General features: G+C 71.4%; 14 protein-coding genes and 1 pseudogene. 7 read left to right on the top strand and 8 right to left on the bottom strand.

Going from position 1 to position 13,389, the window contains the following annotated elements; translation table 11 throughout:
• Window positions 1-250: 250 nt before the first annotated feature.
• From IE178_RS03260 to IE178_RS36865, 5 genes and pseudogenes are all read left to right on the top strand, one after another.
• Window positions 251-2,146 carry an SMI1/KNR4 family protein gene (locus IE178_RS03260; RefSeq protein WP_184761989.1) on the top strand — a complete coding sequence of 632 codons (1,896 nt, stop codon included), beginning with the start codon at window positions 251-253 and terminating at the stop codon, window positions 2,144-2,146.
• A 73-nt stretch (window positions 2,147-2,219) separates the two neighbouring features.
• Window positions 2,220-3,047, top strand: coding sequence for a class I SAM-dependent methyltransferase (locus IE178_RS03265; protein ID WP_318279816.1), 828 nt, complete (start codon window positions 2,220-2,222; stop codon window positions 3,045-3,047).
• A 109-nt stretch (window positions 3,048-3,156) separates the two neighbouring features.
• A complete protein-coding gene (locus tag IE178_RS03270; protein WP_184761991.1) occupies window positions 3,157-3,531 on the top strand; it encodes a VOC family protein in 375 nt (124 codons plus the stop codon).
• Window positions 3,532-3,737: 206 nt separating this feature from the next.
• Window positions 3,738-4,280 (top strand): GNAT family N-acetyltransferase, encoded by a 543-nt coding sequence (locus tag IE178_RS03275; protein WP_184761992.1) that lies wholly within the window; start codon window positions 3,738-3,740, stop codon window positions 4,278-4,280.
• Between the two features lie 17 nt (window positions 4,281-4,297).
• Window positions 4,298-4,417, top strand: a pseudogene (locus IE178_RS36865) (DUF1062 domain-containing protein); the annotation flags it as partial.
• 8 nt (window positions 4,418-4,425) lie between these two features.
• Here the strand turns inward: IE178_RS36865 and IE178_RS03280 are convergent.
• From IE178_RS03280 to IE178_RS03310, 7 genes are read right to left on the bottom strand one after another with little or no spacing between them, the layout of a single operon-like run.
• Window positions 4,426-4,971, bottom strand: a complete 546-nt coding sequence (locus IE178_RS03280) for an HIT family protein (RefSeq protein ID WP_193511217.1) — start codon at window positions 4,969-4,971, stop codon at window positions 4,426-4,428.
• A gap of 1 nt (window position 4,972) precedes the next feature.
• Entirely contained in the window at window positions 4,973-5,677 is a 705-nt protein-coding gene (locus IE178_RS03285) for a copper homeostasis protein CutC (RefSeq protein WP_193511218.1), read from the bottom strand.
• 3 nt (window positions 5,678-5,680) lie between these two features.
• Window positions 5,681-6,349: an HAD family hydrolase gene (locus tag IE178_RS03290; protein WP_193511219.1), complete on the bottom strand. Its 669-nt coding sequence runs from the start codon at window positions 6,347-6,349 to the stop codon at window positions 5,681-5,683.
• Window positions 6,350-6,386: 37 nt separating this feature from the next.
• Window positions 6,387-7,487 carry a glycosyltransferase family 4 protein gene (locus IE178_RS03295; protein WP_193511220.1) on the bottom strand — a complete coding sequence of 367 codons (1,101 nt, stop codon included), beginning with the start codon at window positions 7,485-7,487 and terminating at the stop codon, window positions 6,387-6,389.
• Complete coding sequence (locus tag IE178_RS03300; protein WP_193511221.1) at window positions 7,484-8,011, bottom strand: dCTP deaminase; 528 nt, start codon at window positions 8,009-8,011, stop codon at window positions 7,484-7,486. The genes IE178_RS03295 and IE178_RS03300 overlap by 4 nt, the downstream gene beginning before the upstream one ends.
• A complete protein-coding gene (gene dcd, locus IE178_RS03305; RefSeq protein ID WP_193511222.1) occupies window positions 8,008-8,538 on the bottom strand; it encodes a dCTP deaminase in 531 nt (176 codons plus the stop codon). Before dcd ends, IE178_RS03300 begins: the two co-directional genes overlap by 4 nt.
• Window positions 8,535-9,512: a diiron oxygenase gene (locus IE178_RS03310; RefSeq protein ID WP_193511223.1), complete on the bottom strand. Its 978-nt coding sequence runs from the start codon at window positions 9,510-9,512 to the stop codon at window positions 8,535-8,537. Before IE178_RS03310 ends, dcd begins: the two co-directional genes overlap by 4 nt.
• A 754-nt stretch (window positions 9,513-10,266) precedes the next feature.
• Here IE178_RS03310 and IE178_RS03315 point away from each other — a divergent pair.
• On the top strand, window positions 10,267-11,220 hold the full coding sequence (locus tag IE178_RS03315) for a zinc-dependent alcohol dehydrogenase (protein ID WP_229875401.1): 954 nt from the start codon (window positions 10,267-10,269) through the stop codon (window positions 11,218-11,220).
• A gap of 10 nt (window positions 11,221-11,230) precedes the next feature.
• The gene (locus IE178_RS03320) at window positions 11,231-12,193 is read left to right on the top strand and encodes a Gfo/Idh/MocA family protein (RefSeq protein WP_318279817.1); all 963 of its coding nucleotides are present in this window, start codon (window positions 11,231-11,233) and stop codon (window positions 12,191-12,193) included.
• On the opposite strand, the gene IE178_RS03325 is transcribed toward IE178_RS03320, so the two are convergent.
• Window positions 12,174-13,370 carry a galactosyltransferase-related protein gene (locus tag IE178_RS03325; RefSeq protein ID WP_193511225.1) on the bottom strand — a complete coding sequence of 399 codons (1,197 nt, stop codon included), beginning with the start codon at window positions 13,368-13,370 and terminating at the stop codon, window positions 12,174-12,176. The genes IE178_RS03320 and IE178_RS03325 overlap by 20 nt on opposite strands.
• Window positions 13,371-13,389: the final 19 nt, after the last annotated feature.

Raw genomic sequence — 13,389 nt, forward strand, 5'->3', positions numbered from 1 at the left:
TGCAATCGGCTCGCGGATGCGCAGTCAATGCGTTCGTTGCCGTAGACCCGGCACGCTCAACTGGCCCTCCGTGCTCACGTCACGATCTCTGTTTCCCTGTCGGCCCGGCCCGGCCCGCCCGCACGGCTCGTTCCGCCGCACGCCGGGCCGGGCACGGCGCTGCCCGAGCACGCCACGGGGCGAACGGCAAACACGGCTGGACGCGGCGAGCAGCGCCGCACTGTCAGTGGTGGGTGGCAGCATCGGGCGCATGACGGACACCATGGCATTCGACTGGCGGTCCTTCCTGCTCAGGTGGAGCGGGGAGTGGGCGGATTCCCTGCCGGAGGGCGAGACGCGGAGCGAGGACGACGAGGCCGCGCGGCGGGCGCGTTGGCTGGGCTTCCCGCCCGCGTCCGAGGAGCGGATCGCCGCCCTGGAGGAGCGCCTCGGCCGACGCCTGCCCCCGTCGTACCGAGCGTTCCTCGAGGTCAGCGACGGGTGGCGGCACGCCGGTGGGTTCGTGTGGCTGCTGGCGGGGACCGAGGACGCACACTGGCACCGCGACGAGTCGGGGCTGGCGGACATGTTCGAGGGGTACCTGGACGAGGACGCCGGGCCCGAGGAACGGCAGGAGGCGGATCTCTGGCGGCGCGGGCTGCAGCTCGACGTCGAGTCCGACGTCACCCACGTCCTCATGGATCCCGAGGACGTGGATGAGGACGGCGAGTGGGCCGTGTACACGTGGTCGAGCTGGCGGGCCGCGCCGCCCGAGCGGCACGCCGACTTCCTCGCGTTCATGCGGGACATGTACCGGCAGTTCCACAGCCTGCGGGCGCACCGGGGCGACGGGGAGCCGGTGTTCGCCAACGACACGACGCGAGAGCTGGACGCCCTGGTGGAGGAGGCCCGGACGGAGGCGCTGCGCGGCGGCTGGGAGCGGGCCGTGAAGGGGCTGGACGAGGCCAAGGGGTACGGCAGGCCGCGGGCCGCCGGGCTGGGCGACCAGATACGCCGCCTCCTCGGCCAGACCTCCATGGTGTACTACGACGGCCTGGTAACGGACCCGCGATACGCTCCCGAGCTGCTGCCACCCCTGGTGGCCGAGCACGCGGCGCACTCGTACCGGGACGACTCCACGCTGGGATTCCATCTGCGGGGCGCCGACGAGGACGTGGTGTCACTGGCTTATGCGACGCTGGAGCGGGTGCGCGGTGGCACCTACCGGTACTCGGCGGCCGGGCCGTTCGGGGAGGCGGTCGAGCGGGCGCGGGGGCTGGCGCGGTGGGGAGACACCGACGGGGCGTGGCGGACGCTGATCGACGCTCTGTCCGTGTGGGAGCCGCTGGGACCGGACCACCTGGCGCCGCTGGGGTGGGTGGCCGACCCCCTGCTCGGGCCATTGCTCACCCCGGAGCGGGGCCGCGAACTGCTGTCCACGCCAAGGGGCGGGCAGGCGGGTGAGGGACCGAGGCCGACGGCCGGAATCGACCCGGGCGACCTGGTCTGGCTCGCGGAGCCGGACCCGGGCAACAACCGCACGTCGTACCGGTTCGTCCTGGTGGAGGGGGTGGAGCCGGAGGAGTTGCCCGCACGTCTCGCGGACGGTGAGGGCTCCGTGCTGAACGAACCCATGACCTTCTGGGAGGCGCGCCACAGGTCGTCGCACCGTCGGACGGAGTTCTCGTCCTACGACGACAGGGCTCTCATGGCGGTCGGCCGGGCCGGCGCCGGTTGGAGCTTCGCCTTCGACGGCGAACCCGCCCCGTTCGACCGGCGGCGATTCGTCTCCCCGGCCGCGGCCGCCGGCGCGGGCACCCGCGCGGTGGTGGTGTGGAGCGGCCTGAGGACATGGCACGGACAACCGTTCTTCCACCTGTCGGTGGCGCGAGACGGTGCCGAGCAGTACTCGTTCACGTACGCGGACGGAGAGGTCCACAGAAGCGGAGAGATACCGCGGGCGCTGGACCCCAGCCGGTTCTTCGGCGACCTGGCGGACGGCGCCGCGGTGGAAAGGTCGCTGCTGGATGCGGTGGGCCGGGAGTTCGGTGCCCGTCTGCCACGTCACGCCATCGTCAATGGGCGGCTGCACACGTTCGCCACCCGCTCCTGGACACGGCCGCCGAGGGACGGAGAGACGTACGCGGTGATCCGCATGCACCTCTGAGCCGCACTCCCCGAGGAGGGCGAGAACGGACCAGGGCCTGTCCGGCGGATCATGTGACCACTAGGCTGCGACGATGGAACGCGCCGCCGACGTGCCCGGGAGTTCCGCCCGGTCCGCGGATCAGGACCGGGTGAATGACTACGACAGGTTCGCCGAGGCGTATGCGGCGGAGAACGAGAACAACCTCGTGAACGCGTACTACGAGCGGCCCGCGATGCTGGCCCTCGCCGGGGACGTGACCGGCCGTCGGATCCTGGACGCCGGCTGCGGCTCGGGCCCCCTGTCCGCCGCACTGCGCGACCGCGGTGCCGTCGTCACCGGCATCGACGCCAGCGCCGGGATGCTGGCGCTGGCCAGGCGGCGGCTCGGTGACGACGTGGCCCTGCACGTGGTCGACCTGAGCGGCCCTCTGCCGTTCGACGACGGTGCGTTCGACGACGTGGTCGCGTCGCTGGTCCTGCACTACCTGGAGGACTGGGGGCCGACACTGGCCGAGTTGCGGCGCGTGCTCAGGCCCGGCGGCCGGCTGATCGCGTCGGTGGACCACCCGTTCGTGGCCTACACGTTCCAGGATCCCCGGCCCGACTACTTCGCGACCACCAGCTATGCCTTCGAATGGACGTTCGGCGGGCAGTCCGTCCCGATGAGGTTGTGGCGCAAGCCGTTGCACGCGATGACCGATGCCTTCACCACCGCCGGCTTCCGCCTTTCCGTCATCGGCGAGCCGCAGCCCGACCCGGCCGCCCGTGAACTGTTCCCCGACGGCTTCCACGACCTTTCGACCAGAACGACCTTCCTTTTCTTCGTCGTCGAGGTACCGCCGTCGGCGGCGGGCTCGGCCGGCCAGGGCCTGTCCGATTCCCTGGGGGCGGGTGGCTGCCGCCTCCCTTCCTCCGGGTGAAGCCCGGTGGCGGTCCGGCGTGAGACCGCGCATGCCGGCCGCGGTGGCGGGTACGACCCCTGCCGTACGGAGCGTCGCGTAGGCGGCCGAAGAGCGAGGGGTGTCACAAGTGATTCGAAAGCTGCAGGCGGTCGCGCTGGACTGCGCTGATCCGGTACGGCTCGCCGAGTTCTACGCCGATCTGCTCGGTGGCCGGGTGGTCGCGAACCCGGAGGATCCCGGCTGGGTCGAGGTGCACGGGTTCGAGGGGACGCCGCTGGCCTGCCAGCGGGTGGACGGCTACCGACCGCCCGAATGGCCCGGCCAGGAGCGACCGCAGCAGATCCACCTGGACTTCGACGTGGACGACCTCGACGGAGAGGAGAAGCGGGCGCTCGCCCTCGGTGCGACCGTGCTGGAGCGGACGGACCAGCTCCGCCCGGGGGTCAACTGGCGGATCTACGCGGACCCGGCCGGCCACCCGTTCTGCCTCTGCCTCCACTGAGTCCATCGGGCCCAGGTCCTGGCTCTGTCCTGGCGCTCCGTCCCCACTCGATGGCTGCCGACGCCTGCGCAGGACGAGCGCAGAGCAGGGCACTTCCTGGCCTTCGTCGGCATCGCCGCCACCCTCGCCCGCCACCTCCGCCCCACCGACCGGGCCGGCCTGCTATTCGGTTGCCGCAGGCCGGCCCGGTCGGATAAGAAGCCTGCATGTTGAAGGGCAACACGGTCGGGCTGAGGGCCCGGCACGAGGACGACATCCCGGTCCTGCGGGCGGAGCTCTACGACGACGTGGTCAACGCCTCGCGGGCCGAAAGCCGTCCGTGGCGGCCGGTCACGCCCGACTCGAAGGACCCGCGGCTCGTGGCGGACGACAACGAGCAGGGGCGCGTCCCGTTCTCCGTGGTGGAGCTGGACGGTGGCACCCTGGTCGGCAGCGCGAACCTGTGGGGCATCGACACCCACAACCGGTCCGCGCACATCGGGCTGGGGCTGCTGCCGTCCTCCCGCGGCAAGGGCTACGGCACCGACGTGGTCGCGGTGCTGTGCCACTACGGTTTCGTCGTGCGCGGCCTGCATCGGCTGCAGATCGAGACGCTGTCGGACAACGCCGCGATGCTGCGCTCCGCCGAGCGCAACGGCTTCGTCCGCGAGGGCGTGCTGCGCTCCTCGGCCTGGGTGATGGGCGAGTTCCTGGACGAGGTGCTGCTCGGGCTCCTCGCCCAGGACTGGAAGCCGGACTCGAAGGGCTAGATGTGCTGTTCGCCGTCCTCGGCACCGGCGGATCGGGTCACCCGGACCGCGAGGTGACCGACGTCGCGGTCCGCTTCGCGGCGCGGATTCCCCTCCTGCCGGTGCGACTGATCGCCGAAGGGTGCGGTTCATCGCGACTTCCCCGTCACGCTCGAGCGCTGAGCCCTCCCGGGGGCCGGGGGCCCGTCCGGCGCGAGCCGCCGGACAGGCCCTGGCCGAGGTCGGGTGCGCTCGTCTCCGGCGGGACGGACACCGCTTTGGCGGCGGGCCGGAGGATGCGCCGGCGGGTCCTCGCCAGTGACGCGGGGTCGGCGCGGTCCACGTGCCAGGGGCGGTGGAGGTGATCGGAGTCCCGCCGTGGGACCAGATGGACGTGCAGATGGAAGACGTCCTGCCAGCCGGCCGACCGGTTCGCCTGGAAGAGAGTCATACCGTCCGGCTCCAGGACGTCCCTCAGGACGCGGGCCATGCGGTGGACCGTACGCATGACCGCGGCGGCGTCCTCCTCGGAGACGGCCCATATGTCCGCCGCGTGGCGCCTGGGGATGACGAGGGTGTGGCCCTCCATGACCGCGGTGTTGTCGAGGAAGGCGACAGTCCGCTCGTCCTCGAAGAGGATCTCCGAGTGGAGCCGGCCGGACACGATGTCGCAGAACACGCACTCGGGCGCTGCCGGAGTCCCGGTCCGCATGTCAGCCGGCCCTCTTCGAGCCGGTGTCGACGTGGTGCAGCCCTCGGTGTACGGCGGCCGGGCCCACCGGACTGTCCCAGCCCCGCCGCCGGACGGACGTGCCGACGTGGAAGGCCCGCACGCCCCGGGCGCGCTGGAGAGGGACGTGTTCCACCGCGAGCCCTCCGCCGGCCATGACGTTCATGGTGTAGCCGGGCTCGCCCCGGCGGTCGGCCTCGGCCGGCAGGGTGCGCAGGCCGGCCGCGACACCGGTGACGCCGCCGGCGGACAGGACGGTGTCCGGCCCGGGCAGCCCATCGAGGGCACGCCGGACCGCCGCCCGGTCTCTCGCCTGGTCCAGGGCCCGGTGGAAGGACCAGCCGCAGCCCGGGATCGAGTCGAGCACGGCGCGCACCGCGGGCAGGTCCAGAGCGCCGTCCGGTGTGAGGAAGCCGAGGACGAACGCACCAGCGCCCGCCCGGCGCAGCACGGCGGCGGTGGCGCACAGCTCGTCCAGGTCGGCGACCTGGGAGCCGCCCTCGTCGCGCACCATCACGCGTACCGGAACGGGGACCGCCTCCCTGGTGCGGACGAATTCCGAGGGCGAGGGCGACATGCCGTCGGCTTCCATGTCGGAGGCCGGCTCCAGCCGGTCGGCGCCGCCCTCCACCGCCGCGACGGCCTCCTCGGCGGAGGTGACGACCACTTCCCGGACGGCTTCGCTCATGGTTCACACCTCCGACCGCGTCGCCGCGATCACGGAGGGGGTCGGGGGTGGCCAGGTCATGTCGGTGAGGTCGGGGACGATGAGGTCGGCCGCGGCCAGCGCCGCCGTCGACTGGGTGGAGGTGATCGCCACGCAGTCGGCGCCGGCGCGCTTGGCCGCCGTCACCCCGGCGGGGGCGTCCTCGAACACCACGACGGTGGAGGGCTCCACCCCCAGGACCGCACAGCACGCGAGACACCCCTGCGGATCCGGTTTCCCCCGGGTCACGTCGTCGGACGTGACCAGAGTGTCGAAGAGGTCCAGCGCGCCGACCGCGCCGAGTTCGTGCCGGGCGTAGTCCCGGGTGCCGGAGGTGACCAGTCCGAGCGGCACGCCGGATTCGCGCAGCCGGTTCAGCAGTTCCAGGGCGCCGGGCACCGGCCTGACGGGGGGCATGTCCGGCAGGGTCGTGTAACCCTGGGCCTCGGCGAGGAGTTCCTCCACGGTGTGCCCGGGAAACCGGCCGGCGTGATCGATCAGCGCCTCTCTCGGGGGCCGTCCGGCGAAGCCCATGATGGTGGCCTCGTCGTAGGGGACCCCGTGGTGGCGGAAGAGCCGCGACCACGCCTCACGGCTGCGGGGCTCCGTGTCGATCAGGGTGCCGTCGAGGTCGAACAGCGCGGCGGTGTACATGTCGTGTTCCTTCGGAGGTAGAGGGCAGGATCCGGTCTCACCGCAACCGGGAGGAGAGGGCGGCCAGTTCTCGTGCGGTCCTGGAGAGCGGGAAACGTGCCGCGTTGCGGAATCCGGAGCGACGGAGTTCGTCCAGCGCGTCCCGGTCGTCACGCAGTCCGGTCAGCTCGGCCAGGGCCCGCCGCGGATCGGCGAGGAGGTCGAGGGGCAGGGCCGAGTCGCCCAGCGCGTCCCTCAGCCCGGGCACCGGCTGGTAGGCCACCGGAAGCCCGCATGCCTGGGCCTCCACGGCCACCAGGCCGAAGGCCTCGAGCTTCGCGGAGGGCATCACCAGCAGATCGTGCTCGGCGAAGGCCGCCCACAGTTCCTCGCGCGTCAGCCAGCCGAGATGGCGCACCTCCGACAGGTCCCGCACGGCGGACAGACCGCGGAACTCGGCCACCGGCGACGCCATCGAGAGCCGAAGCCCCGGTACGCCGGAGAGGGCGGCGACCAGTTCGGCGGCTCCCTTCTCCGCGGTGAGGCGGCCGGCGTACAGCACGCGCAGCTCCGCGTCGTCCCGGCGTGCGCGCGCGGGCGGCTGGGCCAGCAGCGTGTCGGGGACGCCCCAGGGGATGTGGACGATGCGGTCGCTCTCGACCGGTGCCAGGTGCCGCAGTTGGTCGGCCATCCCGATGGTCGGTACGACCAGGGAGCGGGCGGCCGCCACCGCTTCACGCAGCACCTCGCCCTGGGTCGGGTACTCCCCGGCGAAGAGCAGATCCGTGCCGTGCACCAGTCCGACGGCGGGCAGCTTCGGATAGCCCCGCAGCAGCGCCGGTGTGGCCCCGAACGCCAGGTGCTGGAGATGGACGACGTCCTGCTCGTGGTGGGGAAAGCGCGCGGTGACCGCGTCCGTGAGCCGGTCGACGTAGTCCCAGAAGCCCTCGCCGCTCAGCTGCTTGCCCGGTACGTCCAGGAGGGCGGGGAGCCGGGTGCCGCCCGCGGTGAGTGGCGGCGGGCCGTCGGGGACGAGCATGAACGCGTCGGCCGCCAGCGGACCCGAAGAGTCGAGGTACAGGTCCTTGAGCAGCTCGACGCTGCCGCCCGGGCTGCCCCACGGAAGGTCGAGCCCCGTCAGCACGCGCACCGCGCTCACCGCAGTTCCTCGTACAGCCGCGATATGTCGATCCCGCTGGTCCGCGTGTATTTGCGGCCCATGTTCTGGTAGCTGGACACCTTTCCCGCGGCGACCAGGAAGACGATCTTCCCGAAGGGCATGAGCGGGTAGACCCGGACGGGGCGAGCCACGCGGATCTCCAGGGTCCAGTGGATGGCGTGGCCGACGTGCCCGAGCGGAGCGGACACATGGACCCAGATCCCCAGCGCGCCGAGGCTGCGGTCGCCGTTGATCATCTGGGCGTAGTGCTCGGAGTGGGTGCGCTCGTGCGTGACACCGAGGTACAGCTGTCCGGGCCGCAGCACCATGCCCTCGACAGGAATGACGTGCTCGGTGACGCGGGTCGCCGCCGCGGCGTCCAGTTCGTCGCCCTCGCACACCCGGATGCGGTCCCCCAGGCGCCAGTCGTAGGCGTTCGGTGAGATCCGGTCGGCGTCGAAGGGCTCGATCACGATGTCGCCGCGCTCGACGGCGGCGGCGATGGCTCGACCGGTGAGGATCATGTGGTGGGCACCGCCACGTCCTTGTAGTAGCGGGATTCCTGCGGGCCTTTGGACGCCTGGTACTTGCCCTGGTAGAGGTCGACCTCACCGAGCGACACGAAGAACATGACCTGCCCGATCTTCATCCCGGGATACACCCGCAGCGGCCGGACCGGGGACAGCATCAGCGTCCACTGGCCGTGGAAGCCGATGTCGCCGATGGGCGCCGTGATCTCCACGAACAGTCCGAGGCGCCCGACCGAGGAGCGTCCGAAGAGCAGCGGTACGTAGAGGTCGGAGCCGACCTGCTCCACGGTGTGCCCGAGGTAGAGCTGGTCGGGCCGGAGGACGTAGCCGTCCTCGCCGATGGTGATCTCGCGGGTGGCGTTGGGGTGGTAGGGGTCGATGACGTCCTCGGTGTACGTCAGCAGCTTGTCCCCCAGGCAGACGTTGTAGCTGTTGGGGTTCACCTGGACCGGGTCGAAGGGGGTGATGACGATGCGACCGTCGCTCGCGGCCTCGGTGATCTCGGGACCGGTGAGGATCATGCGGTCCTCCCCGTGGCGCCGCTCGCCGCGGACCCCTCGAAGTCGAAGTCCACCCGGTTCTCGACACCGAGTTCCCGCAGCATGCGCAGGATGCCCGTGAAGTCGGTGACGAGCAGCTCCGCGTGCTGTCCGCCACGGGAGTCCTCGATGATGTCCCGGGCCTTCGGGATCCCGGCGAACCGAAGGACCTTCAGCCACCAGTCGAAGTCCTCGGCGCAGAACGCCTTGATGCCGGCGGGCAGGGACGCCACGAAGAAGTCCTGCTGCCGCCGGCTCAGGTTGACGAAGACGTCCTTCATCACCTCGATCATGACCGGGCCGTGGGCCGACTCGTCGCGGGCGTGCAGCCGGGCGATCGTCGCGTGCAGCGGCTGCACGGTCGTGTCACGGGCCATCAGGTCGAGGAAGGCGTTGACGCTGACCTCTCCGACCGTGGTCCACAGCAGGTAGAGCAGGTCCGCCTCCCAGCGCTCGCCGGCTGCCTCCTGCGCCTCGTACAACAGGCGGTTGGTCACCGGGTGGCCGCAGTCGGGTTCGGCGGTGATCCCCCTGGCGTCCCGGGTGCGCTGCATGCCCAGCATGTGCATGTAGGTGTGCCACACCTCGTCGATGTGGGACTGCCGTACGATCTCCTTGACCTCGAAGCGGTCCACACCGGGGTAGACGGCGTGCCCGAGCTTCTCGAAGGTGGGGTTGACGACGAACTCCTCGGCGGCCACGACGCGTTCGTTGTAGGCGAGCCAGCCCAGGGTGTTCACCGTGCGCCGCTTGCCCTCCGGGGCGTCGCGGAAGTCGGGGTGCTCACCGAAGGGCATCAGGGCGACCGGGTAGTCGAGCAGTTCGGGGTCGTACTCCTGAGGTCCGGTGACCTCGTCCATGTCGGTGCGGACCGTGGCCCGCCTGGGCCAGGCCGCCGCGAGCCGTCGCAGCGTACTGGGACCGACAGGGTCCGTGGCTTCCTCGATGGTGACCAACTCTCCGCTTCCTCCGTGTCGTTGGCGCGTCGCTCGGTCGGTTCGGGCGGCGGTGCGGGCTCGACGGCCCGGTGGTCGCCGGGGCCGAGCGGAGCGCCGATGTCGGTTCAGCTCCGGACCGGCGGCCCGGAGGAGTTCGCAACGGTCCCCCCACGGTGCTTCGGCCGGCGGGCCGTCAGTCCTTTGCCCGGTACTTCGCCAGGTCGCCGATCGGTGCCGTGGAGGGCCGGAATCGCGCGGGTACGAGGTGGCTGACCGCAGATCACCGCACATGAGCTTTGGTCTGGACCAACGTCAACGTAACAGCGTGATATCCGGCACGGCAAGGGCAGTTCGAGTGTGCACGGGCCTCCGGCACGTCCGGTCGAAGGTGAATTCCCCGATCGCAACCGGTAATGCTGCATAAACCTCCGGGGAGTCATCACCGTCCGTCGGCAGTTCGCATTTCTCCGGTGGTTCAACCGCCCACTCGCCACCCTGAGCCGACCGAAACGGCCGCCGTCCAGCGACTGACGCTCAGCCGTCCAGGCTGGTCCGACCATGTGGGGTCGGACGCACAAGGGATATTGGTCTGTACCAAAGAGGCCGTCAAGGGTATTCTGCGACAGCATTCGATTCCCCACTCCCCTTCGACACAGCCAGTTCGGACAACACGCGACGGCCGTCCGAGCCGCGATGACCCCGGAAAGCCAAACCGAGCAGAAGGAAAACGGTGCGACGATACGAGTTGGTCGGCAGGCGCGACATTCGCCTGGTGTGTGACGTTCCTGTGCCGGTACCCGGTCCTCTGGAAGTGCTCATCCGGGTCCGCGCCTGCACCGTCTGCAATCGCAGCGACCTCGCCTACTACCACTACTACGGACTGCGCGACCACTGTGCGCAGGGCTGCTTCGGGCACGAGGTGGCCGGCGTGGTCGAGGCGGTGGGCCCTGGCGTCACACGGGTCGCGCCCGGCCAACGCGTCTTCGTACGCACGCCGTCGACCTCCGGATACGCCGATTTCGCCCTGGCCCGCGAGGTGGCCGTGGGAAGTCTCCCCGACGAAGTGCCCTTCGAACAGGGCGCGATTCTGCAGCTCCTTCCGCTCGCTGTACATGCCACCCGGGGCGTCCGGCTCGGGGACCGGGTCGTCGTCATCGGCCAGGGACCCGTCGGGCTGATGGCGCTGCGCATGGCGGCACTGCGCGGTGCCGCGCACCTCACCGCGGTCGACCTCGACGCGTGGCGGCTGGAGCGCTCGATGCGGCTCGGCGCCGACACGACCCGGCACGTCGACGGAACAACGGAGCAACTCCTGGGTGCGGGATCCGACTTCGACGTGGCGGTGGACGCCGTGGGTACACCCACCACGCTGAACGCCTGCGTGAGTCTTGTGCGGCAGAACGGTCTCGTCGTGATGCTCGGCACCCATCACGTGGACACTCACGTCACCGTCGACCTGGTGACCTGGGAGCGCAAGGGTCTGCGGGTGCACAGTTCCGCCGAACCGCTCGACACTGCGCGGGCCGAGGCCCTCGCCGTCGCGGAACGGCTCGTGCGGACACGGGAGCTGTGTCTCCCCGATCTGCTCACTCACACGTACGCCCTCGACGAGCTGCCGAAGGCGATGGAGCACCTGTCGGCGAGCCGCGTGCTGTATCCGGACGCCGAGCGGGCACCGTACGACGGCCCACCGCGCCATACGCTCAAGGTCGCGATCCTTCCGTGAGGACATGCCGATGAGGTGGGGCATCGCCGGCTACGGCGACGTCGTGGAGCGCCGCGTGCTGCCGGCGATGCGCCTGCTGGGTCATGAGCCCCTCTTCCTGTGGGGGCGCGACCGGCAGCGCGCGCGGGCGTGTGCCGGGCGATGGCGGATCCCCGTGTCGGGCACCGACCTCTCGGAGCTGCTCACCGGCGTCGACGCGGTGTACGTGGCCACTCCTGTCGTCCGGCATGTACCGCTGGCCGAGCACGTGCTGAAGGCAGGCCTGGCGGTACTGGTCGAGAAGCCGCTGGCCGGCGCTCTGCCTGCCGCCTCCTCCCCCGTCACCGACGAGGGACACCGCGCGGGTGTCGCGTACTACCGTCGGCTTGCGCCCGCCGTCCAGCGGCTGCGCGCGGAGCTGACGACATGGACGCCCGAGCGGGTGGACGTGCGGTTCCGGTGCGCGTTCGCACCAGGCCCCGGGCATCCGATGCTGTGGCGCACCGACCCCGCCGTCTCCGGAGGCGGTGTGCTCGCCGACGCGGGCAGCCACCGTCTGGACCTGCTGCTGACGCTGCTGGGGCGCCCCACACAGGTCAGGGCGCGGCTGGGCCGCCGATTCCCGGCGGGCGCCGAACGGTGTGCCGAGGTGGAACTCGACTGGCCCGGAACCCGGGGGCACTGCCTGTTCGAGTGGGGTGACGCGCCCCCCGTCGACCGCCTGGCCATGTACGGCCGTGGCCGCGCCCTCGTCCTCGACCCGCTGGACCGCGGCACGCTGACCGTGTCGCGTCCCGACGGTGTGCGGCGCGAGGCGCACCCGCCGCACGGCAACCCGCACGTGCCCTTGCTGTCGGACTTCGCCGCCGCGGTGCGGGAGGGACGTCCACCGGTGTGCCCAGCCGCCGAGGGCGCCCTGGTCGACGACGTCATCAGGGCCGCGGACCGGTCCGCGGCCCTGGGCGGCGCCCCTGTCAGGCCCGGTCAAGGCTGAACTTCTCCCGGTCGCCATAGGGGTGTGCCCCCGTCCGGTTCATGGGCTCCAGATGGGCGTTGAACGGCTCCCCGTCCTCGCGGGTCATCTCGGGACGGGGATGGTTCAGGTGCAGCAGGGCATCGTCGAAGCGCACCAGGGGAGCCGCGGCGGACAGTCGCGCCACCACGTCGTCGTCCTCTCCGCCCCACCCCTCGAAGCGCTCGTCGAACCCGCCGATCGTGTGGAACAGGCCGGTGCGCAGCCACACACAGCCGCCCGGTGGTTCTCGCAGCAGCAGACCCCGGAGAACGGACCCCGGCACCTCGGCCGCGCCCGCAACGACGCGGGTGGCGAGGGCGCGCAGTGTGGAGGGCTCGTCGAGGGACAGCGACCAGCGGAACGGAAGGTGGGTACCGTGTCCGCCGTCGCGCAGCCGCGCCGTGTTCCGGGCGACGAAGTGCCGGTCCACGAGGATGTCGGCGTCCAGGACGCAGCTGTAGCGGATGTCCCGCGGCGCCGACACCATGCCGACGTTGACCGCCCACGCCTTGTTGAACAGTCCGTCCTTGCGCGCGAAGACGTAGTCGTCGACGAGGCCCGCCACCGCCTCGCGCGAGCGGGGCTCCACGTCCGTCTCCACCACCGTCACCCGGTGCGCGGGCCCGCCGCTCTGGTCCGCGAGTGCCCGCAGGCAGGCCAGCAGGTTGCGGGTCCGAAGCCCGGACTCCCGGTCGCGGAAGGGGATCACGACGTGCACCAGGGCGTCGTCGGCGCGCGGCTGGACGCGGCGCGGGGCCGGCCCGCCGATGAGCGCGGGGGGTGCGCAGGACTCGGTGGTGTAGTCGGCCCCGAGGTGGTAGTCGATCCAGATCTGCTCATCGGCGGCGCCCACCGTGCGCGCCACCTCGGGTACACGGTCCCCGCGTTGTCCGAGAAGGGTGGTCAGGGACGCGCGCAGCTCCAACTGCGCGGCCACCCGCGTGGGGTGTCGGAGCACCGCGGCGTACGTCACCGCGGCGGGTGAATCGGCGACCAGGGCGGCGAGGGCGGCGTCGACCGCGCGATAGTGGTCCTCGCTCTTCGCCCAGTAGTCGGCGGCGATGTCCGGTACGGCGGGGTCGTGGGCCAGCACGGCGTGGGCCGTCAGCCGTTCGGCCAGCTCGTCGATCGCGGACTGTGCGGGAATGGGGGTCATGGGCTTGCTCCGTTCGGCT

Origin of the sequence: Streptomyces griseoloalbus, assembly GCA_014650015.1 — a bacterium.
Taxonomy (GTDB): Bacteria; Actinomycetota; Actinomycetes; order Streptomycetales; family Streptomycetaceae; genus Streptomyces; species Streptomyces griseoloalbus.

What these genes read in the sequence shown, in the direction of transcription:
- IE178_RS03275 (WP_184761992.1), top strand. Translation starts at nt 3,738, where the DNA reads ATGTTGAAGGGCAACACGGTCGGGCTGAGGGCCCGGCACGAGGACGAC.
- IE178_RS03290 (WP_193511219.1), bottom strand. Translation starts at nt 6,349, where the DNA reads ATGTACACCGCCGCGCTGTTCGACCTCGACGGCACCCTGATCGACACG.
- IE178_RS03325 (WP_193511225.1), bottom strand. Translation starts at nt 13,370, where the DNA reads ATGACCCCCATTCCCGCACAGTCCGCGATCGACGAGCTGGCCGAACGG.
- IE178_RS03285 (WP_193511218.1), bottom strand. Translation starts at nt 5,677, where the DNA reads ATGAGCGAAGCCGTCCGGGAAGTGGTCGTCACCTCCGCCGAGGAGGCC.
- IE178_RS03265 (WP_318279816.1), top strand. Translation starts at nt 2,220, where the DNA reads ATGGAACGCGCCGCCGACGTGCCCGGGAGTTCCGCCCGGTCCGCGGAT.
- IE178_RS03280 (WP_193511217.1), bottom strand. Translation starts at nt 4,971, where the DNA reads ATGCGGACCGGGACTCCGGCAGCGCCCGAGTGCGTGTTCTGCGACATC.
- dcd (WP_193511222.1), bottom strand. Translation starts at nt 8,538, where the DNA reads ATGATCCTCACCGGTCCCGAGATCACCGAGGCCGCGAGCGACGGTCGC.
- IE178_RS03260 (WP_184761989.1), top strand. Translation starts at nt 251, where the DNA reads ATGACGGACACCATGGCATTCGACTGGCGGTCCTTCCTGCTCAGGTGG.
- IE178_RS03300 (WP_193511221.1), bottom strand. Translation starts at nt 8,011, where the DNA reads ATGATCCTCACCGGTCGAGCCATCGCCGCCGCCGTCGAGCGCGGCGAC.
- IE178_RS03320 (WP_318279817.1), top strand. Translation starts at nt 11,231, where the DNA reads ATGAGGTGGGGCATCGCCGGCTACGGCGACGTCGTGGAGCGCCGCGTG.